The sequence below is a fragment of the Methylobacterium sp. UNCCL125 genome (assembly GCF_900116795.1).
GTDB lineage: Bacteria > Pseudomonadota > Alphaproteobacteria > Rhizobiales > Beijerinckiaceae > Methylobacterium > Methylobacterium fujisawaense.
On the sequence record NZ_FPBW01000005.1, the window covers coordinates 44,303 to 67,029 of the forward strand.

Annotated in this window: 22 protein-coding genes and 1 tRNA gene; 8 read left to right on the top strand and 15 right to left on the bottom strand. The window is 69.0% G+C overall.

The window, feature by feature from the left end:
* Positions 1–42: 42 nt before the first annotated feature.
* Both ligA and BM396_RS05570 read right to left on the bottom strand, forming a co-directional pair.
* Positions 43–2,520 carry an NAD-dependent DNA ligase LigA gene (ligA, locus tag BM396_RS05565; protein ID WP_043380458.1) on the bottom strand — a complete coding sequence of 826 codons (2,478 nt, stop codon included), beginning with the start codon at positions 2,518–2,520 and terminating at the stop codon, positions 43–45.
* A 64-nt stretch (positions 2,521–2,584) separates the two neighbouring features.
* Entirely contained in the window at positions 2,585–3,877 is a 1,293-nt protein-coding gene (locus BM396_RS05570) for an MFS transporter (protein WP_043380456.1), read from the bottom strand.
* Between the two features lie 130 nt (positions 3,878–4,007).
* Here BM396_RS05570 and BM396_RS05575 point away from each other — a divergent pair, with 130 nt between their 5' ends.
* The 4 genes from BM396_RS05575 to BM396_RS05595 all read left to right on the top strand — a co-directional run bounded on the left by BM396_RS05575 (position 4,008) and on the right by BM396_RS05595 (position 7,201).
* On the top strand, positions 4,008–4,724 hold the full coding sequence (locus BM396_RS05575; protein WP_043380454.1) for a 4'-phosphopantetheinyl transferase family protein: 717 nt from the start codon (positions 4,008–4,010) through the stop codon (positions 4,722–4,724).
* 85 nt (positions 4,725–4,809) lie between these two features.
* A tRNA-Pro gene (locus tag BM396_RS05580) sits at positions 4,810–4,886 on the top strand.
* A gap of 371 nt (positions 4,887–5,257) precedes the next feature.
* The gene (locus tag BM396_RS32100; protein WP_124262915.1) at positions 5,258–5,530 is read left to right on the top strand and encodes a hypothetical protein; all 273 of its coding nucleotides are present in this window, start codon (positions 5,258–5,260) and stop codon (positions 5,528–5,530) included.
* Between the two features lie 714 nt (positions 5,531–6,244).
* Positions 6,245–7,201, top strand: a complete 957-nt coding sequence (locus BM396_RS05595; protein WP_244538833.1) for a hypothetical protein — start codon at positions 6,245–6,247, stop codon at positions 7,199–7,201.
* A gap of 9 nt (positions 7,202–7,210) precedes the next feature.
* On the opposite strand, the gene tgt is transcribed toward BM396_RS05595, so the two are convergent.
* Together tgt and queA are read right to left on the bottom strand one after the other, a co-directional pair.
* Positions 7,211–8,347, bottom strand: a complete 1,137-nt coding sequence (tgt, locus tag BM396_RS05600) for a tRNA guanosine(34) transglycosylase Tgt (RefSeq protein ID WP_043380449.1) — start codon at positions 8,345–8,347, stop codon at positions 7,211–7,213.
* A complete protein-coding gene (gene queA, locus BM396_RS05605) occupies positions 8,344–9,408 on the bottom strand; it encodes a tRNA preQ1(34) S-adenosylmethionine ribosyltransferase-isomerase QueA (protein ID WP_043380447.1) in 1,065 nt (354 codons plus the stop codon). Before queA ends, tgt begins: the two co-directional genes overlap by 4 nt.
* A gap of 97 nt (positions 9,409–9,505) precedes the next feature.
* On the opposite strand from queA, the gene BM396_RS05610 reads away from it, so the two are divergent.
* From BM396_RS05610 to BM396_RS05620, 3 genes are all read left to right on the top strand, one after another.
* Positions 9,506–9,763 carry a hypothetical protein gene (locus BM396_RS05610; protein ID WP_043380445.1) on the top strand — a complete coding sequence of 86 codons (258 nt, stop codon included), beginning with the start codon at positions 9,506–9,508 and terminating at the stop codon, positions 9,761–9,763.
* A complete protein-coding gene (locus BM396_RS05615; protein ID WP_244538815.1) occupies positions 9,760–9,990 on the top strand; it encodes a hypothetical protein in 231 nt (76 codons plus the stop codon). Before BM396_RS05610 ends, BM396_RS05615 begins: the two co-directional genes overlap by 4 nt.
* Before the next feature lie 97 nt (positions 9,991–10,087).
* Complete coding sequence (locus BM396_RS05620) at positions 10,088–10,975, top strand: cation diffusion facilitator family transporter (RefSeq protein WP_043380442.1); 888 nt, start codon at positions 10,088–10,090, stop codon at positions 10,973–10,975.
* A gap of 7 nt (positions 10,976–10,982) precedes the next feature.
* On the opposite strand, the gene BM396_RS05625 is transcribed toward BM396_RS05620, so the two are convergent.
* The 10 genes from BM396_RS05625 to coxB all read right to left on the bottom strand — a co-directional run bounded on the left by BM396_RS05625 (position 10,983) and on the right by coxB (position 20,392).
* Complete coding sequence (locus BM396_RS05625; protein ID WP_043348503.1) at positions 10,983–12,239, bottom strand: SfnB family sulfur acquisition oxidoreductase; 1,257 nt, start codon at positions 12,237–12,239, stop codon at positions 10,983–10,985.
* Positions 12,240–12,281: 42 nt separating this feature from the next.
* Positions 12,282–13,397: a dimethylsulfone monooxygenase SfnG gene (gene sfnG, locus BM396_RS05630; RefSeq protein ID WP_043380440.1), complete on the bottom strand. Its 1,116-nt coding sequence runs from the start codon at positions 13,395–13,397 to the stop codon at positions 12,282–12,284.
* A 212-nt stretch (positions 13,398–13,609) separates the two neighbouring features.
* Entirely contained in the window at positions 13,610–14,374 is a 765-nt protein-coding gene (locus tag BM396_RS05635) for an SURF1 family protein (RefSeq protein ID WP_043380438.1), read from the bottom strand.
* The gene (locus tag BM396_RS05640; protein WP_051044717.1) at positions 14,371–14,751 is read right to left on the bottom strand and encodes a DUF983 domain-containing protein; all 381 of its coding nucleotides are present in this window, start codon (positions 14,749–14,751) and stop codon (positions 14,371–14,373) included. The genes BM396_RS05635 and BM396_RS05640 overlap by 4 nt, the downstream gene beginning before the upstream one ends.
* A 146-nt stretch (positions 14,752–14,897) precedes the next feature.
* A complete protein-coding gene (locus tag BM396_RS05645; RefSeq protein ID WP_043348496.1) occupies positions 14,898–15,761 on the bottom strand; it encodes a cytochrome c oxidase subunit 3 in 864 nt (287 codons plus the stop codon).
* A gap of 154 nt (positions 15,762–15,915) precedes the next feature.
* A complete protein-coding gene (locus tag BM396_RS05650) occupies positions 15,916–16,527 on the bottom strand; it encodes a cytochrome c oxidase assembly protein (protein WP_043380434.1) in 612 nt (203 codons plus the stop codon).
* 10 nt (positions 16,528–16,537) lie between these two features.
* A complete protein-coding gene (locus BM396_RS32660; protein ID WP_043348492.1) occupies positions 16,538–16,702 on the bottom strand; it encodes a hypothetical protein in 165 nt (54 codons plus the stop codon).
* A gap of 5 nt (positions 16,703–16,707) precedes the next feature.
* Entirely contained in the window at positions 16,708–17,658 is a 951-nt protein-coding gene (locus BM396_RS05655; RefSeq protein ID WP_043380432.1) for a heme o synthase, read from the bottom strand.
* 215 nt (positions 17,659–17,873) lie between these two features.
* Complete coding sequence (gene ctaD / locus BM396_RS05660) at positions 17,874–19,502, bottom strand: cytochrome c oxidase subunit I (protein WP_043348481.1); 1,629 nt, start codon at positions 19,500–19,502, stop codon at positions 17,874–17,876.
* A 50-nt stretch (positions 19,503–19,552) separates the two neighbouring features.
* A complete protein-coding gene (gene coxB, locus BM396_RS05665; protein ID WP_043348479.1) occupies positions 19,553–20,392 on the bottom strand; it encodes a cytochrome c oxidase subunit II in 840 nt (279 codons plus the stop codon).
* Positions 20,393–20,752: 360 nt separating this feature from the next.
* Here coxB and fdhD point away from each other — a divergent pair, with 360 nt between their 5' ends.
* The gene (gene fdhD, locus BM396_RS05670; protein ID WP_167380439.1) at positions 20,753–21,535 is read left to right on the top strand and encodes a formate dehydrogenase accessory sulfurtransferase FdhD; all 783 of its coding nucleotides are present in this window, start codon (positions 20,753–20,755) and stop codon (positions 21,533–21,535) included.
* Positions 21,536–21,572: 37 nt separating this feature from the next.
* Here fdhD and BM396_RS05675 read toward each other — a convergent pair whose 3' ends face one another.
* Positions 21,573–22,418 carry a hypothetical protein gene (locus tag BM396_RS05675; protein WP_043380427.1) on the bottom strand — a complete coding sequence of 282 codons (846 nt, stop codon included), beginning with the start codon at positions 22,416–22,418 and terminating at the stop codon, positions 21,573–21,575.
* Positions 22,419–22,727 lie beyond the last annotated feature (309 nt).

Below are 22,727 nucleotides of genomic sequence, written 5' to 3' on the forward strand. Positions count from 1 at the left end.
CGGGGTGTTCCCCGCGACGTCTAGGCCGCTCGGATCCGGGCTTCAACCCTGCGCCACCATCGCCAGCCAATCGTCCTCCGACACGACCTGGACGCCGTGCTTCTGGGCGTCCTTCAGCTTCGAGCCGGCCCCCGGGCCGGCCACGACGAGGTCGGTCTTGGCCGAGACCGAGCCGGACACCTTGGCGCCGAGGCGCTCGGCCACCGCCTTGGCCTCGTTGCGGGTCATCTTCTCCAGGCTGCCGGTGAAGACCACGGTCTTCCCCGCGAAGGCGGAGGCCGAGGCGGGCCGCTCCATCGGCTCGACCGCGACCGCGTCGAGCAGAGCCGCGACGGCATCGGCGTTGTGCGGCTCGGAGAAGAACAGGAGCAGGGCATCGGTCGCTACCGGGCCGATCTCCCCGTCATCGGCGAAGACCCGGTAGGCATCCCCGGGACGCTGCGCCGCCGCGCGCGCGATCGCCGCACGCACCGCGTCGACGTCGCCGTAATGGGCAAGGAGGTTCTCGCGCTGGACGGCGCTCAGGCGCGTCCGCTCCTTGGCCGGCGCGGCGTCGTCCTCCGGGAAGCCGAGATCGAGCAGCCGGTCGCGGGTGGTGCCTCCGACGCGCGGGACGGCGGTGAGTTCGACCCAATCCGGTCCGGGCTGCGCCGCCGAGGCCTCCTGGATCGCCGCGATGAGCGTCGGCATGTCGGTGAAACGCTTGGCCAGCGCCTTGGCGGTCGCCTCGCCGATCTGCGGAATGCCGAGGGCGAAGAGCAGGCGATTCATCGGCACGGCCCGGCGTGCCTCGACGGCGGCGAGCAGGTTCTTGATCGCCTTGTCGTCGTCCTCGCCCTTCTTCTTGGCGGCTTTCTTGGGTGGCTCGGCCGTTGCCGAGTCCGCGCGCCGCTCGGCCGAGAGCGCCTCGCGTCGCGCCACGATGGCGGCCTTGAGTTCCTCGAAATCGAGGCGGAACAGGTCGGCGGGCTGGCGCACGAGCCCGGCCTCGAACAGGACCTCGATATAGGTCTCGCCGAACCCCTCGATGTCGAAGCCGTTGCGCGACACGAAGTGCTTCATGCGCTCGACGCCCTGCGCCGGGCAGATCAGGCCGCCGGTGCAGCGGCGCACCGCGTCGGGGCGGCCGGTGCGCGGATTGATGGCGCGGACGGCGCGGCTGCCGCAGGCCGGACAGGTCTCGGGAAACGCATAGGGCTGCGACCCGGCCGGACGCTTGGTGAGGTCGACATCCATGACCTTGGGGATCACGTCCCCGGCCCGCACCACCGTCACGGTGTCGCCGACGCGGATGTCGCGGGGCACGAGGATCGGCTGACCGTCGGCGCCGATCCCCTCCGCGATAGGCTCACGGATAAACTCGCCGTCCGCCCCGACGCCCCTCACGTAGCCCTCGTTGTGGAGGGTGGCGTTGGAGACGACGACGCCGCCGACCGTCACGGGGCGCAGCTTCGCCAGCGGGTTCAGGGAGCCGGTGCGGCCGACATTGATGACGATGTCCTCCATCACCGTCGTGGCTTCCTGCGCGGCGAATTTGTGGGCGAGGGCCCAGCGCGGCGAGCGCGAGACGAAGCCGAGACGCTTCTGCAAGCCGAGGTCGTCGACCTTGTAGACGACGCCGTCGATGTCGTAGCCGAGCCCGGCCCGGTCCGCCTCGATGCGGCGGTAATGGCCGAGCATCGCCTCCGTGTCCGTGAAGGTCTCGGTGCGGGGATTCACCGGCAGGCCCCAGTCCGCGAAGCGCTGGAGGCTGCCGGATTGCGTCTCCGCGATGGGCGCCGACAGCTCGCCCCAGGCATAGGCGAAGAACCGGAGCGGACGGGACGCGGTGATCGCGGGATCGAGCTGGCGCAGGCTCCCGGCCGCGGCGTTGCGCGGGTTGGCGAAGAGTGGCTTGCCGGCCGCTTCCTGCCGGGCGTTGATGGCGGCGAAATCGGCGTGGGACAGGTAGACCTCCCCGCGCACCTCGCAGATCTCCGGCCAGCCGGACCCCGCGAGCGCCGCCGGGATGTCCTGCACCGTGCGGGCGTTGGCCGTGACGTTCTCCCCGACCTCGCCGTCGCCGCGGGTGGCCGCGGTGTCGAGCCGCCCGTTCACGTAGCGCAGCGACAGGGACAGGCCGTCGATCTTGGGCTCGGCCGTGAAGGCGAGGGGTGTCTCGTCGGGCCAGCCCAGGAAGCGACGCACGCGCGCGACGAACTCGGCCACCTCCCCATCGTCGAAGGCATTTCCCAGCGAGAGCATGGGTACGGCGTGCCGCACCTTGGCGAACTTTTCCGAGGGCTTTGCGCCGACCGACGTGCTGGCCGCGCCGGTGCCGGCGAGATCCGGAAAGCGCGCCTCGAGCTCCTCGAGGCGGCGGCGCAGCCGGTCGTACTCGGCGTCCGAGATCTCGGGCGCGTCCTCCTGGTAGTACAGCCGGTCGGCCTCCAGGAGCGCGTCCGACAGCCGCGCGTACTCGGCGCGCGCATCCTCGGCGGTGAGGTCGAGATCGAGCGGATCGGATTTCGTAACGGCCATGGCGGGGTTCTAACGCATCGGCGGCCAACGGGGAGTCGGCCGTGGCGCGCAGTCCCCTGTTCCCTCAAGCATGGGAGTTGAGCAGGCCGCCGTCTCCCGCCATCCGGAACGCCGCCAGGAATGTTGCGGCGACGAGGACGGCGACCCCGTGCAGCGGCAGCAGGGGCGCCAGCCAGCCCGCGACGGCGGTGCCGGCGACCGAGCCCAGATTCATGGCGGCCATGTAGACTTCGAACTGCGTGGCCGCGCCCGGTCGGCCCCGGCTCGACTCGAGCAGGGCCGGCATCAGGGCGACGATCAGCAGGCCGGGCAGCACGCTGGTGAGCGCCAGGATCACCGGTCCCGCCGCCCCGATGAGGCCGGCGCCGATCAGGCTGCCGGCGAGCGCGAAGGTGACGGCGCTTCCCAGGAGCAGCGCGCGCAACGGCGCTGCTGCCCCCGCCCGATCCGACCAGAGACCCACCGCGATGGCGCCGGCCGTGCCGCTCGCCAGGGTCAGGATCGCCTGAAGGCGCGACAGACCGGCGGCATCCCAGCCCTGACGCTGGAGCAGATCGATCGAGAAGGGCAGCTCGAACAGTCCCAGGGCGGCGTCCAGGCCGAAGCACAAGGCGAGCAGACGCAGGGCACGCGGCCGCTGGAGCGCGACGACGGTCCGGCGCAGGAAGCGCCGGACCGGGACGCGGCGCGGTGCCGCTCCGCGGCGCTCGCGGGACAGGAACGCGTCAGTCGGCGCCTCGCGGATCAGCAGCATCGGCAGGCTCGCGAGGATCGCGGCGACGAGCAGCCAGCGGCTGCTCGCGGCGAATCCCCAGGTCGCCAGCATCCAGCCGAAGAGCCCGGCGCTGAGGCTGGTTCCCGCCACGAAGCCCGCGCGCGTGCAGGCGCTGACCCGGCCGAGCTCGTGCGCCGGGACATGGTCCATGATCATCCGGTCGCAGGCGGTGTCGAGCAGCGACGCGAACACGCTGTGAACGAGGAAGACCAGTCCCAAGGCACCGATGGCGTTGCGTTCGACGACGAGGAGGAGCGCGAGACTCGCGAGGCATCCGACGAGCGCTGCGACCGCGAAGGGCCGACGCCGGCCCATTCGCGTGTCGCCGGCCCGGTCCACCCAGGGTCCCCAGAGCAGGGGCTGCAACGTCCAGGGCAGTCCCGCCAGGGCGAAGTGAACGCCGACCTCGGCCGACGAAACGCCCTGCGCCGCCAGATGGTTGGCGAGGGCGGTGAGCGAGAAGCCCGCGATGAGGCCCTGGTAGAGATAGGTGGCGAAGAACACCCCGTAGCGGACCCTTCGCCGGTGCAGGCTCGGCCTGTCCGAGGGGGCGCTGCCGAAACCCGCGGCAATCGGGGTCATCGCGCACGCCGCTCCTTGCGGGAGGCGGGCTTGTTTCCGATGCTGCTCATACCGCCCTCACCGGATGCCCGCCCGTGCCGTTTCGCCCTGCCGACGCTAGCGCCAGCTCTCCGCCCCCGCGAGGCCTCGCGTGAGCGCGGCTCGCGTCTGGATCGTCGATCTCGGGCTTTCTCCGGACCGGCTCCATCGCTGCGACGCCGTACTCGACGGCGCGGAGCGCCTGCGCGCGGACCGGTTCCTGCGGCCGGCGGATCGGGCGCGCTTCGTCGCTAGCCACGCGGCGCTCCGAACGGTGCTCGCCGACGTGCTCGGTCTCCCGCCGGCCGAAGTGGAGATCACGGCCGGCCCCGGCGGCAAGCCGGAGCTCGCGGGTGCGACGCGAGGCGCCTGGCAGTTCAACCTGTCGCATTCCGGAGCGCGGGCGGTGATCGGCATCGCGCGCGACATGCCCATCGGTGTCGATGTCGAGGCCGTCCGGCCGATCGTGGACGCGCTGCGGATCGCGCGGGCGCATTTCGCCGCCGACGAGGTGTCAGCCCTGTCCCGAGCATCCCGGAGCACGGTCGAGCGTGCCTTCTTCGGTCTGTGGACCCGCAAGGAAGCCGTGGTGAAGGCGCTCGGCAGCGGCCTGTCGCTGCCCCTCGACCGGTTCAGCGTCACCGTTCCGCCTGAAGCCCCGCGTCTCCTCCGGGCGGTCGGCGACGGATCCTGGACACTGGACGGCCCGTGGAGTCTCGCGGATCTCGATTGCGGCGCGGACCATCTCGCCACGGTTGCGGTGCGCTCGGCCGCGGTGGCGATCACGAGCCACCGGCTCTCCGACGATTGGCCCGAACATCTCGGCTGAAAAGGCGCAACACCGCGCTTGCGGTGGGGGAAAGGCGCGGCTATACACCCGCTCGCCGGCCTTGGCGGAGACGCGGGACGGCCTTCGGAGTGTAGCGCAGTCTGGTAGCGCACCACGTTCGGGACGTGGGGGTCGCAGGTTCAAATCCTGCCACTCCGACCAAAACTTAGCAGAGACCGGAATGGCTGCCCCGACAGCTATCCCGACAGAAACCCTCTCTGCGGATGCCCTTAGAACCCTCCGCACCTCTCCGCGTCCGACAGCTCGCCGCGGTCCGTGCTTGCCTGCTCTACCCGCAAGGGCTGCGGCACGAGGCTTACCCGTCGGCGATGCCGGTCCTGCTCAAGCTGGGGCTGGTGGTGTCACAATCCGCCCAGGGCCAGGGCCGTGAAATCTCAGCATGGTTCATCACTGAGGCTGGGCGTGCGCACCCCGCGGAGATCGATGGCGCGCTGACAGGGCGCCGTAGGTTGTAGCGATACTGCCACAGACGCTTACCGTAGGTTGTGGTACCTCCGTTTTCGGAGGAAGCCATGACAAACGGCGCAGAAGCAATAATCAGCGCGGTCGCGGCTCTAAAAGAGCTGTTAAAGATAAATGGGCTTAGCGACAAATTCTATATAGAGTTCGATGACAATCTGTCCGGCCGCTCGCTGCATTCGTTCATCGTCAATGGCCTCGGCATAGCCAGCGATCCCAGCGTTTGGCCGCAGGGCGCCCCAGAGTACAAGTTCCTGTGCCGCGATCAGATTGATGTCCTGGGTGCGCGGATTCGATGGCCGATCCAAAGCACGCCGGGCGGGTAGCAGCAGAGGAACCCGGACGGAGCGCGTATCACTCCTGCCTATCGCACGGGACCTCAAACGGCGTTAGGGCGTCGCGCGCGTGCTGCCGCCAGATGTGGCGCTGGACCCAGTTACAGGCCGCCGACGGCTTGATCGTCATGGCTCGTTTCGATCTCGGCCCGCACCGGGGTCGAGACCCGCCTCGTCGGGCTCAGGCCCGTGACGTGGAAACGGCGCCATGGGCACGCTCGCCACCAATAGCGCGATCATCTCGGAATACGAGTTCAAGAGAATCGCGGGCGGCTCACCCGTGATTTGCTGCCACCGCGTAACGAAGACATTCGTCGGAAGATCGGCGACCGCTTCCGCCGCCGTCGCGAGGGGGTCTTTCTCAGGCGGCGCGGAGGAGACCATGCGCCTCCAACGGCCTCGATCAGGATTTGGCCTTCGCCTCCGTCCAGGATGGTGAATCGAAGGTTTTTCGATCTGAAATGGGTCTGGGTGCCGCGACGAAGCGGTCAGTCGCGGTGGAGGCGGCGTGATGGCTCCGCGCATGCCCGTGTCCCTGGTCGAGCAAACCCACGGGGGTGCGCCGTCGCCCGGTGTCGCAGGCTGCGACGCGGGCGGCGGAATGGCGTATGGAGCCCGCCGATGGACGCGCCGTCTCACCGCCCGATCGACCACCCGTCAGCATGGAGCGGTTTCGCCCGCACCTTCGTCGTGGCCGCCGCAATCATGGGCCTGGCGGCGATCGGCCTCGTGGCCGCAATCGACCCCTACGGATTGCGGGCCGCGCCCGGTCGTCCGCCGGGACCGATCATGGACACCAATCAACGGCTCTCCTACCCGCAGATCGCCCGCGGCGGTCCGTTCGACGCGGCGGTCTTCGGGACCTCGACCGCACGTCTGCTCGACCCGGTCGCGCTGGACGCGGCCTTCGGCGTGCGGTTCGCCAATCTGGCTATGAATGCCGCCACCCCCGATGAGCAGACCCGCCTCGCCGGATTGTTCCTGGCACGCAGGCCGATCCGCGCGGTCCTGTTCGGCCTCGACGCCACGTGGTGCGCCGCCGATCCGCCGGCCCGAACCGCGAACGCCTTTCCGGACTGGCTCTACGCGGACGGAGCGCCGGGGGACGTGTTGCGGCAGATGAGCTTGCGCTCAGTCACGACGGCCGTCGGAGCCGGGTTCGCAGATCTCGGGCTGGCACGGGCGAGGATCCGCGGCGACGGCTATGCGGTGTTCACGCCATCGGAGGCGCGCTACGACCTCGACCGCGCGCGGGCGCATATCCGAGCGGGGGCCGTCGAGTCATCCGCCGCGGACGCACCGGGCGCCCCGATGCCGGCCCTCGCCCATCTCGACGATCTGCTCGGCCGCGTGCCGGGGGAGGCGCTGAAGATCGTGGCGTTCATGCCGGTCCATGCGGCGGCGCAGGGAGCACCGGACTCTGCAGCGGGCCGGCGCGAGGCGGCTTGCAAGGCGCGCACCGCGATGATCGGGAAACGCCGCGGCGCCGTCGTGGTGGATTTCCGCCGGATCTCGCCGCTCACGACCGAGGACGCGAATTACTGGGACGCGCTCCATTACCGTTTACCCGTGGCGGCGCGGCTCGTCTCGGATCTGAAGGCTGCCGTCGCGACGGGCCATGACGATCCGGACGGAGTCTACCGCGTGCTGGCACATCCCTGAATTGGGCGGTCAGGCGGCGGCGCGCTCGGACCGGGCCCAACCCGCGCGGGTGCTGGTGCAGTAATCCGCGTAGCGGCCGTCCCGGATCGCCACGCGGGCGCCGGCCATCAGGTCCTGATAATAGGCGAGGTTGTTCCAGGTCAGGAGCATCATCCCGAGGATCTCGTTCGACCGAACGAGGTGGTGCAGATAGGCGCGGGAGTAATCCCGGGCCGCCGGACAGGTCGAGGCCTCGTCGAGCGGCGCGGTGTCCTCGGCGTGGCGGGCATTGCGCAGGTTGACCCGTCCGTGGCGCGTATAGGCGAGGCCGTGCCGGCCGGCGCGAGTCGGCATCACGCAGTCGAACATGTCGATGCCGCGGGCGACCGCGCCGAGGATGTCGTCCGGCGTACCGACGCCCATCAGGTACCGGGGCTTCGCCGCCGGCAGATGCGGCTCCACCGTCTCGATCATGGCGAACATGACCTCCTGGGGCTCGCCCACGGCGAGGCCGCCTACCGCGTAGCCCTTGAGATCGAGATCCGTCAGCGCGCGCGCGCTCTCGACGCGCAGGGCCGGCACGTCGCCGCCCTGGACGATGCCGAACATGGCCCGCCCGGGCTGCTCGCCGAACGCGACGCGGCAGCGCTCGGCCCAGCGCAGGGACAGATGCATGGCCTTCTCGATGGCCGCATGGTCGGCCGGCAGGCGCACGCATTCGTCGAGCTGCATCTGGATGTCCGAGCCGAGCAGACCCTGGATCTCGATGGAGCGCTCCGGGCTCATGTGGTGGGCGGTGCCGTCGATATGCGAGCGGAAGGTCACGCCCTGCTCGTCGATCTTCCGCAGGGCGGAGAGGGACATCACCTGGAAGCCGCCGGAATCCGTCAGGATCGGCCGATCCCAGTTCATGAAGCGGTGCAGGCCGCCGAGCCGGGCCATGCGCTCCGGGCCGGGCCGCAGCATCAGGTGATAGGTGTTGCCCAGCACCACGTCGGCGCCGAGGTCGCGGACCTGATCGGGATACATCGCCTTGACGGTCGCGGCGGTGCCCACCGGCATGAAGGCCGGTGTGCGGATGGTGCCGCGCGGCGTCGTGATGACGCCGGTTCGGGCGGTGTCGTCCTGCGCCAGCAGGTTGAATCCGAAGGGAACGCTGTCGGTCATGGGATGTCCGCGCGCGGGCCCGGGAAGAGCAGGCTGGCGTCGCCGTAGGAGTAGAACCGGTATCCCGCCTCGATCGCGTGCGCGTAGGCCGCGCGCATCGTCTCCAGTCCGGAGAAGGCCGAGACCAGCATGAACAGCGTCGAGCGCGGCAAGTGGAAGTTGGTCACGAGCGCGTCGACCGCGCGGAACCGATAGCCCGGCGTGATGAAGATCTCGGTCGGCCCCGAGAAGGGCGCGAGCGTCCCGTCCGGGCCGGCGGCGCTCTCCAGAAGGCGCAGCGCCGTGGTGCCCACCGCGACGATCCGGCCCCCCGCGGCCCGCGCCGCGTTCAGGGCGTCGGCCGTGGCGGCGTCAAGGATGCCGATCTCCGCATGCATGCGGTGTGCGTCGGTATCCTCGGCCTTGACCGGCAGGAAGGTCCCGGCGCCGACATGCAGCGTGACGTGGTGGCGCCGTAGACCGGCGGCATCGAGATCGGACAGCAGCGCCTCGGAGAAGTGCAGGCCCGCCGTCGGCGCCGCGACCGCTCCCGGATGCCGGGCGTAGACCGTCTGGTAGTCGGTGGTGTCCCGGGTATCCGTGGCGCGCTTGCCCGCGATGTAGGGCGGCAGCGGCAGGGCGCCCTCGGCGGCGATGGCGGCGTCGAGCTCGGGCCCGGACCGGTCGAAGGCCAAGACGATCTCGCCGGCCTCGGCCTTCTCGATGACGGTGGCGCCCAGTGCGCCGAAGCGCAGTGCATCGCCCGGAGCGAGTCGTTTCGCCGGCCGGGCGAAGGCGCGCCAGCGATCCGGGGCTTCGCGCAGGTGAAGCAACACCTCCGTGCGCTGGCCCGGGGCGCCGGGACGCGTGCGGACACCGTTCAGCCGCGCGGGGATCACCTTCGTGTCGTTGAAGACCAGGGCATCGCCCGCCCTGAGGGCGCCGGGAAGGTCGCGCACGGTCTGGTCGGCCGGCGGCAGGCCGGGTTGCACCACGAGCAGCCGCCCGGCATCGCGCGGCTCGGCCGGGCGCAGGGCGATGCTGGTTTCCGGCAGGTCGAAATCGAAGAGGTCCACGCGCATCGCCGGCTGCCTGCACCGAACGGCACGCGGTTTCAACCGCGGAACCGCCGGGGAGTGCGCCCGTTTCCGCGTCACCGAGACGCGAGGTCTTCGATCCATGCCCTGGTACGCCGTTCGCCCCCGTGATGACGCCGACCCCCGCTGGCCGCTGCCCGGCACAGCCGAGATCGTGCTGAAGGCCGAGGATCCCGAAGCCGCCCGCGCGAAGTTCGAATCGGCCTATCCGAGCCAGCCCTTCGGCAGCCCCGGCGTCCCCGTTCCGGATACCGGTGCCGGCAGCTTCCGCGGTGATCCGGACGCGCTGGTCGTCGCCGAGACGGGCGAGCCGCCGGCGTCGCGGGATCGCCCCGCGTGACGACCCGCGTGCCCCCCCGCGCGCCACGCCGGTCCATCACCCTGGACGGCCAGCTCCTCGGTTATTGGGAGCGTGAGGCCGCTCGGTTGGAGACCCTGGCCGCCGCGACGCGCTTCGCTTGGCAGCGTCGGCGCTATCTCCGCAAGGCCGAGGTCGCCCACGCCAAGGCGGAGCTGAGCCGACGGCGCGAGGTTGCCCGGGGCCGCGAGACCCCGTCGGAGACATAGCCGCGGCTAACACGTTTTCGACGGTCTCGAACCTTTGCCGTGGCCTTGGCCGCGGCGGGTGCCGTATGGGCGCGGCGTCACCCCAACGGCGCAATCCATGGACCGCACCCAGAAAGCCGCCCTCTTCAGCGCGGGCATCGGCCTCGCCGTCACGGCGCTGAAATTCTACGCCGCGTGGCTCACGGGCAGCCTCGCCCTGTACTCCGACGCTCTGGAGAGCATCATCAACGTGGTCGCGGCCGTGGGCGCCTTCGTGGCCCTGCGGGTCGCCGCGCGTCCGGCCGACGAGGACCATCCCTACGGACATCACAAGGCCGAGTTCTTTTCCGCGGTGATCGAGGGCGCGCTGATCGTGGTGGCTGCGCTGCTGATCCTGCGCGAATCCTATTCCGGGCTGCTCGCTCCGGAGCCCCTCGACGCGCCCCTGATCGGCCTCGCGATCAACTTCGGGGCCGGAATCATCAACGCCGCCTGGGCGGTGGCACTCATGCGGTGGGGCAAGCGCTGGCGTTCGCCGGCTCTGATCGCCGATGCGCGTCACGTCTTCGCCGACGTTGTCACGTCCTGCGGCGTCCTTGCCGGCGTCGGCGCCGTCATCCTGACCGGATACCCGGTCCTCGACCCCGTCGTGGCCGGGCTGGTGGCGCTCAACATCCTCTGGTCGGGCTTCCGCATGGTCCGGGAATCGGTGGACGGCCTGATGGATCGGGCCGCCCCGGCCGAGATGGTGAGCCAGATCCGGTCGCTCATCTCGCAGCACGGTGAGGGCGCGCTGGAGGCGCACGACGTGCGCACCCGCTCCGCCGGTCAGGCCACCTTCATCGATTTCCACCTCGTCGTCCCCGGGGCCATGACCGTCGAGGATTCCCACGCGATCTGCGACCGGCTGGAGACCGCCTTGGAGACGACGATCCCCGGCGCCGTGGTGACCATCCATGTCGAGCCCGGCGAGGAGGCGAAGGCCCGGGGATTGCCCGTGCTGTAGGGCCCGGTCAGCTCCAGGCGTGGAGCGGCGGGTTCACGCCGTTCAGGGCGTGGTTGCCCACGATCGCGTATTTCCAGCGGACCGGATCGTGCAGCGTGTGCGTGCGGGCGTTCCGCCAGTGCCGGTCGAGGTTCTCCGCCGCCAGGGTCGAGCGGGTGCCCGACAGCTCGAAGAGCTTGTTTGACGCCGCCAAGGCCACCTCGGTGGTGAGCACCTTTGCCTCGGCCACGGCGATCTGTGCCGCGGCGACCGCCTCGGCATCGGGTCGCGCTACGGCCGCGTCGAGGACGAGCCCGGCCCGGTCGAGCAGCGCTTCGGCGGCGTGCTGCCGGATGGTCAGATCGCCGATCGCGTGGATCGTGTAGGGATCGTCCGAGGCCCGTTCCAGCCCGCTATCGATCCAGGGGCGGGCCTTGTCGCGAACGAAGCGAATCGTGTCGTCCAGGGCCTCGCGGCCGATCCCGGCATCGACGGCCGCCTGGATAATCTGGAACACCGCGCCGTCGGCGGTGGGCGCCTCGTAGCCCTTCCAGGCGGGGACGAGATGGCTCTTGGGAACCCGCACGTCCTCGATCAGCACGGTCCCGCTGGCCGTACCGCGCTGGCCGAAGCTCGACCAGTCGTCGATTACCGTCAGGCCGGGCGCGTCCCGCTCGGCGATGGCGTACCAAGCACGCCCGTCTCCATCGAGCGCCACGATCGGCACGAGATGCGCGAGAAGGGCGCCCGTGGCGTAGAATTTCTGGCCCCGCACGACGACGTGGTCGCCGTCATCGGTGAAGCGTGTGTCGAAATCGGCCGCCCGCTTGGTGCCGCGCTCCGAGAAGGCGTTGCCGAACCGCGTTCCGCGCAACACCTCCGAGAAGAGCAGGTGCTTCTGCGCCTCGTCCGACACGGTCCGGATGGCCGCCAGGATGCCGAGATGGTTCTGGGCGATCTGCGCGATCGATGGATCGGCAGCCGCAAGGATGGCGATCACCTGGGCCAGGGTCCGGTAGGAGACCTCCGGGCCGCCATACGCCCGCGGCACGTTGATCGACCAGAGGCCGCTCTGAGAGAAGGCGTCGAGTTCCGCCAGCGGTCGTGCGGCGTGGCGGTCCCGCTCCGAGGCGCCGCCCCGGAACGCGGCAGCCAGCCGCTGGGCGACGGCCAGCGCCTCGGCATCGTCACGGATCACATGGGCGGGGGAGGGCGGTCGCGCGGGGCCGGGAGCGCCCTGACGGCGCTCCGGCGCGAGCGTGCGCGCATCGACGGCGATGTTCATGGCTCACTCCAGTCAGGCAGGATACGGATCGGCGTGCGACGCTCAGGCTGCCTCGGCATGCCGGTTCCGGGCGGCCTCGAGGGCGCGGACCCGGGGGATCACGTGCGCGCCGAAATACGCGACGTCTTCCTGGAAGTGCAGGAAGGCCAGCAGCGCGAGGTCCGCACCGGCATCCTTCAGCGCCAGGATCCGCTCGGCGATCTGGTCGGGCGTGCCGATCAGGTTGGTCTTGAAGCCGTCGTTGTACTGAACGAGATCCTCGAAGCTCGACTTCGCCCAGTTGCCTTCGCCTTCGGGCGAGGCCTTGCCGGCATTCTTCACCTCGTGGCCGAAAGCCTTCACGGCCTCGGGATCGGCATTGTCGATGATCTCCTGAAGGACGGCGCGGGCTTCCTCCTCCGTGTCGCGGGCGATCACGAAGGCGTTCACGCCGATCCGGGGATAATTGCCGGTCTCGGCCGACTTGGCGCGGATGTCGTCCACCTGGGCCCGGATCGTCTCCGGCGTGCCGCCATTGGTGAAGTACCAGTCGGAGACGCGGGCCGCCATGTCGCGCGCCGCCCGCGACGAACCGCCCTGGAAGATCTCAGGCAGCGGCTGGGCGGGCTTCGGCTTCAACGTGTAGTCGCTGTAGCGATAGAAATCGCCGCGGAAGGTGAAGTTGTCCTGCGTCCAGATCCCGCGCAGGCTCCGGATAAATTCCTCGGACCGGCGGTAACGCTCGTCATGATCGAGCCAGGGCTCGCCGATGGCCCGGAACTCTCCCGAGAACCAGCCGGACACGATGTTCACCGCGATGCGCCCCTCGGTGAGCTGCGAGATCGTGGCGATCTGCTTGGCGGCGAGGGTCGGATGCCACGGTCCGGGCAGAAGGGCGGCGATGACCTTGAGCTTGGTCGTCGCGGCAAGCAGGGCGTGGCTGAAGGCCACCGATTCGTGCTGGTACTCAGCCCCGTAGCCGGCGGTGAACCGGATCTGCGTCAGCCCGTACTCGAACCCCGCCGCCTCGGCGATCTGGGCCAGCTTTCGATTGTACTCCGCATCCCAGCTCGTCCGCTGCGGGATCTTGCTGATCACGAGCCCACCGGAAACGTTGGGCACCCAGTAGGCGAAGCGGATCGGCTCGCGCCGCGGGTCATCGGCGAAATGGCTTGTCATCCGGCGCTACCTCAGTTGCACGGCGGCCATGCGCCGTGTCGTCTTTGGAAGATCGCCGCGAACTGAATACACTATGCACTGCGCGGCCGATCGATCCAGAACACAGAAAGTATTCTGGAGCGACGGCGCGCGGTCAAAGGAACGGGTTGCTGTTTTTCAGCCGGACCCCGCGAGACTTTTCCTCGCCGGGAGCCAAAGAGTTCGATTTTGTCCTAGGCCGCCCGGGGCTCGGCCGAATCGTGCAGGCGGCGCCACGCGAAGACCGAGAAGACGCCGATCAGACAGGCGGCGAGGCCGAACCACGTGAACGCGTATTGCAGATGGTTGTTGGGGAGGTCGACGCGCAGCTGACCGCCCCGTGGCCAGGTCGTCTGTCCCGGGACGGCATCGGCCTCGATCAGGTAGGGCGCCACTGCGCCGAGGCCGCGGGCCGCGGCGATGCCGGCGATATCCCGATTGAACCACTCGCCACGGGCCGGGTCGGGCTCCGGCACGAACATCCCCCGGGCCTCGCTGGACCGGAGGATTCCAGTGACCGTCGTCGGCCCCTCGATCAGGCCATCCCGACGATCACCCTGCGCCTTCAGTTCCGTGGGCACGAAGCCCCGGTTGATCAACACGATGCTGTCGTCGTCGCGGCGCAGGGGCGTGAGAACATAGAAGCCTTGCAGGGCGCGTCCCGGCGTCTCGCCGGCTGCCAGGCCGTGGACGAGGGTCTCCCGGTCGTTGAGGAAGCGCCCGGAGACCCGGACATGCCGAAACTCGTCACGCTCCGGATTCCAGGCCTCCGGCGTTGGGGGCGCCACGGGCTCGGCCCGGCTTTGCCGAACGATCCGCGCGATCAGGTCTTCCTTCCAGCTCTTGCGTTCGAGCTGCCATGTCCCGAGGCCGAGCAGGATGGCCAGAGCGATCAAGGACGCGATTCCCGGCGCGACGAGATCGCGCCAGGCAGCCCGTTTCGTTTCGGCAGCGGTCACGGCTCGAAGCGCCCTTCCTCGGCCCGATTGCTGAACTGAAGGGCGACCAGAAGGCCCTTGAGCGGTCGAACCAAGATCAGGCTGAGCCCGACGGAGAGTGTCAGTGCCACCGTGGCGTGAACCCAGATCGGCGGCTCGTAGGTGATCTCCAGCCACAGGGCGAGGCCCACGACGATGAGGCCGACGATCGACATCACGAAGAAGGCCGGCCCATCCGCGGAGTCGAAATGCGCGTAGTCGAGGCCGCAGGCCTCGCAGGAGGGGCGCAGGGTGAGAAACCCCTTGAACAGATGGCCCTCGCCGCAACGCGGGCACCGGCCGCGCAGGCCGGTGGGGATCGGGGGCGGCGGCGAATAGGTTCGGTTGTCCACGGGCATACTCCAGAACAGCTCCGCGCGGACCCCGGTCGTCCCGCGCCCGGGCCGTCCTATCCGATATGGGGATCACGAAGCGTCGGAAATGCAAAAGGGCGGCCTGAGCCGCCCTTCGCAGGTCCGCCATGCATCGGCGGGATGCTTCGGTCTCAGTGAGCGCCGCCGCCGTGGAAGACGCCCGAGCCCCACACGTAGATGGCGGCGAACAGGAACAGCCACACGACGTCGACGAAGTGCCAGTACCAGGCGGCGAACTCGAAGCCGAGATGCTGGCGCGGGGTGAACTGGCCCGCATAGACGCGGAACAGGCAGACCGCGAGGAAGATCGTGCCGATGATGACGTGGGCGCCATGGAAGCCCGTCGCCATGAAGAATGTCGACGCGTAGATGCTTCCCGAGAAGCCGAATTCGGCGTGGCTGTACTCGTAGGCCTGGCAGGCTGTGAACAGAACGCCGAGGATGATCGTCAGCCACAGGCCGTATTTCAGGCCCTTGCGGTCGCCCTCAATCAGCGCGTGGTGGGCCCAGGTCACCGTGGTGCCGGAGGTCAGCAGGATCAGCGTGTTGAGGAGCGGCAGATGCCAGGGATCGAAGGCCTCGATACCCTTCGGCGGCCACACGCCGCCGGTAAACTCCACACGCGAGACCTGGATGGGATCGGCGGTGTAGAGCGCGGCCTCGAAGTAGGCCCAGAACCACGCGACGAAGAACATCACCTCGGAGGCGATGAACATCATCATGCCGTAGCGGTGGTGCAGCTGGACGACGCGGGTGTGATCGCCGGAATTGGCCTCGTGGGCGACGTCCCGCCACCACGAGAACATCGTGTAGAGGACGCCGATCGTGCCGGCCCCGAAGATGTAGGGGCCTGGGCTCAAGGTCCCGATCTGGAGGCTCTTCATCCAGAACACGGCGCCGAACGCCATCAGGAAGCCTGAAAAGGCCCCGATCAACGGCCACGGGCTCGGACTCAGGATGTGATAGTCGTGATTCTTGGCGTGCGCCTCGGCCATCGTCCCGTCGCTCCTCACCCTCGTGCCCCGCGCCGTTCCCGGCATCCGGCCTTACGCTGTTCGTTGCTTGCTCTTGGCCGGGCGCGGCCGACACCACACCCAAGCTTGCCCGAACGTTTAGTCGGTGCAGCCCCGTCTTGTCACGGGTCCGCGATCAGAAATCGCCCTTCGTCTCCGAAGAACCGGACTTCGCCACCGTCGCCTTGACCGGCTGGCCGTTCTTGGAGGCAAAGTACGTGTAGGATAGCGTCATCTCCGAGAGATGCGCGGTGTTCGAATCGTCCCGGACGGCCGGATCGACATAGAACACCACGGGCACGTCCAGTGTCTCGCCGGGCTGAAGCGTCTGCTCGTTGAAGCAGAAACAGGCGATCTTGACGAAATAGCCGCCCATCAGGCCGGGCTGGACGTTGAAGGTGGCCACACCCGCCGACGGTGCGCTGCCGACGTTCTGCACCCGGAAGAAGACAGTCTTCGTCTCGCCGAGCTTCGCTTCGACGCGGCTCACTTCCGGGACGAACTTCCAGGACAGCCCCGGTGCGACGTTCGTGTCGAAATGCACGACCATGCTGTCGTCGGTGCGTGCCGCGGAGGCGGTGAGCGCCGGCCCCTGGCGGGGCGTTCCGTCGTAGCCAGTCGCCTTGCAGAACGCGTTGTAGAGAGGGACCGACGCGAAGGCGAGGCCGACCATGCCAACGGCGAGACCGGCGCAGGCGATGGCGGTACGCTTGGCGCCGCGACCCGGACCGGAAGGGGCAGCTGTCATCGCGAACTCCTCAGAGCGGCCGGCTCAGGATCTGCGGTCCGAGCTTGACGATCGTCAGCACGAAGAACAGCAAAACCCAGGCGCCGAGGGCCAGCGCGATGGCCACGGAGCGCTTCCGGCGGCGCGCCTCCTCCTCGGGGGTGAGTGGCCGGTACTGGATCTCGGGATCCGCCATGGCGCTCAGCCCAGGACCGGGCGGAACAGACCGAAGCTCTGCTCGGCCAGGAGCGCCGAGAACAGCGCGAACAGGTAGAGGATCGAGAAGCCGAACATGCCCATGGCGGCACGCTTTTCGGCATCGCCCTCGCGGTTCCGGAGAACCCGGATGCTGAAGGCCACCATACCGAGGCCGCCCACAAGGCCGACCACCGCGTAGACGAGGCCGCCGAAGCCGAGCGCGACCGGCACGAGGCCGAGGGGCGCGAGGAGCAGCGAGTACCACACGATCTGGCGGCGGGTGGAGGCCGGGCCGGCGACGTTCGGCATCATCGGGATGCCGGCGCGGGCGTACTCGTCGGCCTTGATCAGGGCGAGCGCCCAGAAGTGGGGCGGGGTCCAGATGAAGATGATGGCGAACAGGATCAGGGACTCGATGCCCACCGAGCCGGTCACCACCGCTTGACCGATGACCGGCGGCAGGGCGCCCGCGGCGCCGCCGATGACGATGTTCTGCGCCGTCGCCCGCTTCAGCCACATGGAATAGACCACCGCGTAGAACACGATGGTGAAGGCCAGGAGCGCCGCGGCCAGCCAATTGGCGGTGAGGCCCAGCACCAGGACGGACGCGACCGACAGGAACAGGCCGAAGCCGAGGGCTTCCTCCGACGTGATCTTGCCCGCAGGGATCGGCCGCGTCGCCGTGCGGCTCATCACGGCGTCGATATCCGCGTCCCACCACATGTTGAGGCAGCCGGAGGCACCGGCGCCGACCGCGATGGCGAGCAGCGAGATCGCGCCGATCGCCGGCTGCACGTGCCCGTGGGAGACCACCATGCCGACCAGGGCGGTGAAGATGACGAGGACCATCACCCGCGGCTTCAGCAGGGCGAAATAGTCCGGAACGTCGCCGCCGGCGCTCGTGAGGGCCGGGGCGGGGACCTCCGGTCCGATCGTGTTCGTCAGGCTCGTCATCGCGTCTGCCGCTGCTGTGTCGGCGCCCGGCCGCGCGCGTCACGGCCGAGTCGGTTCTCGAATTCGACGTGTTCCAAGAGTCGGCGTGAGCGGGGCCCAGGACGTCGTCCTCGGCCCGTGCGGATCGCCCTCAACGCTCGCCCTTGCCGGCAGGTCGGCCGACCGGCCTCCGGGGAAGGGCGAGGGCCGCGGATGCGGCCCTCGCGAGGTCTCTATCAGTGCGCGCCCGGCTCGTCGACGATGCGGGGCAGCGTCTCGAACTGGTGGAAGGGCGGCGGGGAGGAGAGCGTCCACTCGAGGGTGGTGGCGCCTTCGCCCCACGGGTTGTCCGCGGCCCGCTCCTTGGAGCGGAAGGCCAGGACCACGCCGATCACGAACACGAACATGCCGAGGCCGAAGATGTGGCCGCCGTAGGTCGACACCTTGTGCCACTGGGCGAAGGCATCCGGATAGTCGGCGTAGCGACGCGGCATGCCGGCGAGGCCGAGGAAGTGCATCGGGAAGAACAGGACGTTCGCGCCGATGAAGGCCAGCCAGAAGTGCAGCTTGCCGGCCCACTCGGGGATGATGTGGCCGGTCATCTTCGGGAACCAGTAGTAGACACCGGCGAAGATGATGAACACGGCACCCAGGGACAGCACGTAGTGGAAGTGCGCGACCACGTAGTAGGTGTCGTGCAGGTACTTATCGACCGCCGAGTTGGCGAGCACGACGCCGGTGACGCCGCCGACGGTGAACAGGAAGATGAAGCCGACCGCCCAGTGCATCGCCGCGGTGAAGCGGATCGAGCCGCCCCACATCGTGGCGATCCACGAGAAGATCTTCACGCCCGTGGGGACCGCGATCACCATCGTGGCGAACACGAAGTAGGACTGCGTCTGGAGCGACAGGCCGACCGTGTACATGTGGTGCGCCCACACGACGAAGCCGACCACGCCGATCGCCACCATGGCGTAGGCCATCGCGAGGTAGCCGAAGACGGGCTTGCGCGAGAACGTGGCGATGATGTGCGAGACGATGCCGAAGGCCGGCAGGATCATGATGTACACTTCGGGGTGACCGAAGAACCAGAACAGGTGCTGGTACAGGATCGGGTCACCGCCGCCGGCCGGGTCGAAGAAGGTCGTGCCGAAGTTGCGGTCAGTGAGCAGCATCGTGATGGCGCCCGCCAGAACCGGCAGCGAGAGCAGCAGCAGGAAGGCGGTCACCAGCTCGGCCCAGGCGAAGAGCGGCATCTTGTGCAGCGTCATGCCCGGGGCACGCATGTTCAGGATCGTGGTGATGAAGTTGATCGCCCCGAGGATCGAGCCGGCGCCGGAGAGGTGCAGGGCGAAGATCGCGAAGTCCACGGCCGGGCCGGGATGGCCGGCGGTCGAGAGTGGCGGGTAGACGGTCCATCCGGTGCCGGCGCCGGACGCGCCGGGCGCGCCCTCGACGAACAGCGAGCACAGCAGGGAGCAGAAGCCCGCCACCGTGAGCCAGAACGAGATGTTGTTCATGCGCGGGAACGCCATGTCGGGCGCGCCGATCATGAGGGGCACGAACCAGTTGCCGAAGCCACCGATCAGCGCCGGCATCACCATGAAGAACACCATGATGAGGCCGTGTCCCGTGACGAACACGTTGTAGGTCGCGGGATTCGAGAAATACTGCAGGCCGGGCGCCTCCATCTCCATCCGGATGCCGAAGGAGAGGAACGCGCCGATCATGCCGGCGCAGAAGGCGAACAGCAGGTAGAGGGTGCCGATGTCCTTGTGGTTCGTCGACAGGAACCAGCGGGCGAAGAACGATGGCTTGTGGTCGTGGACCTCGTGGGCCCCGGCATGGGCTGCGGCTGTAGCCATGGATTCGAATGCCTTGTGAATCTGATGGGTTCGGTTCGGTCAGCCGGGGCTCAGCGGGCCTCGGCGAAGCTCGTGCCGTTGTCGATGCGGGCGTACTTGGTCTTCGCCTCCTTCAGCCATTCGGCATAGGCCTGCTCGCTGACCACGCGGACCACGATCGGCATGTAGGCATGGCGCTGGCCGCACAGCTCCGAGCACTGACCGTGGAAGGTGCCTTCCTTGTCGGCCTTGAACCACATCTGATTCAGGCGGCCGGGAACGGCGTCGATCTTGAAGCCGAAGGCCGGCATGGCCCAGGAATGCAGCACGTCGGCAGCGGTGACCTGGATCTTCACGATCTTGTTGACCGGAACGACCATCTCGTTGTCGGTCTGGAGCAGGCGCGGCTGCTTGTCCTCGTCGATGTTGGCGTCGAAGGTGAAGCCGCCGCCGGCCTCGGTCTGCGGGTACTCGTAGGACCAGTACCACGCGTGGCCGATGACCTTGACGATCATGTCGGCCTTCGGATCCGAGAGCTGCGTGCGCAGCAGGCGGAAGGACGGGATTGCGACGGCGACCAGGATCAGCACCGGCACGATCGTCCAGGCGATCTCGATGGCGGTGTTGTGCGTGGTGCGCGACGGCGTCGGGTTCCGCTTCTCGCTGAAGCGGTAGATGCACCAGAGGATCAGCCCCAGGACGAAGACGGAAATCCCGAGGGACAGCCAGTGCAGGCCGATTTCGAAGTTCAGGATGTCGCGCGCGTTGTCGGTGACCGGAATCTGCCGGTCCATCTCCCACGGCACGGGCTGACCGAAGCCCGCAGCCTGCGCGCCTGATATCGGGAAGAGCAGGGCGCCGAGAGCGGCGAGGCTCCAGAGTGACCGGTTGATCGTCCGCACCGTCCGCATCTGCCTCTCGTGGCTCCCTTGAACTATCTGGCTGCCGCCGAACCGTCCCGTCTTGACTGCGTGCGGGATTGTACCGACGTGACGGAGTACCGGTTGTGTCACCCGGCATTATCCGACCGGGGCTTCAGACCACAAGGGCCGGCGAGGTGCAACCGCACAAGCGTCGCATCGCGCGCTTTCCAGCCAGTTGGCGGTGTCTCGTGGCGTCGGCGCACTAGGGAACGGCGAAATCATTCACGGTCGCATGGCGCGGGGGATGAGCCATCGCCGGCCGTTCGTATCACCCCATCGGAGTTCGAGATGTCGACGGAAACCGGAAGTCGAACGTCCGGTCTGCCGCCCTGCGCGGTGCCGGTGTCCATGCAGGTGATGGCCTATGACGGCTCGGCGCCGAAGCCGGACATGCGGGCGCTCGCAGCGGAGGCGCCGGTCAACCTCGTCTACGGCAGCGTGCCGCACGCGGTGATGATGGCGACGCCCGCCGATCTGGAGGATTTCGCCTACGGGTTCAGCCTCACGGAAGGGATCGTGGACAGCGTGGACGAGATCCGCGCGACCCGGGTCGAGATGGCCGAGGACGGCCTGCGCCTTCACGTCGATCTGGCGCCCGGTCGGCTTCGCGAGCACTTGGCGCGCAAGCGCGCCATCAGCGGCCGGACCGGTTGCGGCGTCTGTGGCATCGAGGATCTAGCGCAACTGCCGCGGGCCGGGGGGCGGGCCGCGTCCGAAGTCCGGATCGCTCTACCGGCCATTGCCCGAGCGCTCTCCGAGCTGGATCGGGCGCAGGTGCTCGGCGCGGAGACGCGCGCCGTTCACGCGGCGGCCTGGGCTCGCCGCGACGGCAGCCTCGCGGCGGTCCGTGAGGATGTCGGCCGCCACAACGCCCTCGACAAGCTGATCGGCGCCCTGATGCGGGCGGGCACGCCCGCGGACGAGGGCTTTCTCGTCATCACCAGCCGCTGCTCGTTCGAGATGGTTGAAAAGGCCGCACGGCTCGGCGCGGCTGTGATCGTCGCCATCTCGGCACCCACGTCGCTGGCCCTCGAACGTGCCCGATCCTATGGCCTGACGCTCTGCGCCATCGCGCGAGCCGATACCGTCACGGTCTTCACGGGCGCAGAGAGGCTGACCGCCGGCGGCTGAGCACCGGCGGGTGACGCCGAGGCCGGAGCCTGCGCGCCTATTCGGACGGGCCCGGGACGATGGTGGCGCCGCCGATCACCCGCACCGGCTTCTTGTCCGACGGCGGGTCCTTCCAGTCCTTCACGGCCGGCTTGGCCGCGTCCGCGACGGGGCCTCCGGCCGGCTTCGAGGGTGCTGCAGCAGGCGTCGTCGGGGCCGGCGAGGGGGATTTCTCGATCGATGCCGCCTTGGTCTCGGGCGCCGAGGGCGGATTCGGATCGCTCTTGGCCGTGTCGGCGGGAGCGATCTTGGGGGCCGGCGCCTCGGGTGAGGTGCGGTGGGGCGTCTTCAGCTCCGGCGTGCGCGCGGGCGTCGCCCGTGCGACCTTTCTGGACGGAGCGCTGCGGACGACGCCGTCGGGGTTGAGCCCGTCGGGATTGACGTCCGGTCGGAAGGCTTCGCCACCCGGTCGGCGCTGCGGTCGCGCCATCGGGTCCTCGGCGGGCGGGGCCGGGCGGATCGCGCGACGGGGGAGGGCCTCGTCCTCGGTCCAGCCGAATCCGGGTGTGGGCCGCTCAAGCCGCGCGTAGGTTTCCGGCGCGCCCGTCCGCTGGCGGCCCACGATCGCCCCTGTCATCGGATCGACGAAGAGCAGCACCGGCACGCCGGCGGGGCCGACGGCCTCGACGACGTAGACCCGCCCGTCGAAGCGCGGGCGGCTCAGGCCGCTGAAGCCGCGGTCTGCGAGGCGCCAAGCCACGACGCGCGGGGGGAGGACCTCATCCTCGAAAGCGAATTGCGCGTGGGCGCCGCTGGATGCACCCAGGCAGGTCGCGGCCGATAGGACGACCGCGCCCAGCGTCAGGATCGTCGGTCGTCGGAGGCGTGCAACTCTGCTCTTCATCGTCACTCTTGTGCGTTCTCGGTTTGGAGACCCGGCAGAGTGTCCGGTTCCGGCATGGTCCGGGCCGGTGGACCCGGACCTCGACCATGCCGGCGAGGTCGTTGCCCCGCATGCCGCTTGTGCTCGGCCTGCCCGGTAGAACCCGCGATTCGGGCGAGATTGCGGAGGCCGGGAGCCGGGTCCGCCCCCTCATCCAGAGCGGCGACGCCGCAGCCGCCAGCAGTCTCTTGCTGAAAACATTTCAATCTGGCAGTTTTGCGACTTAGGACAGCACAACTGTCCCATCGGCCGTGCACCCCGGCCGTCGCC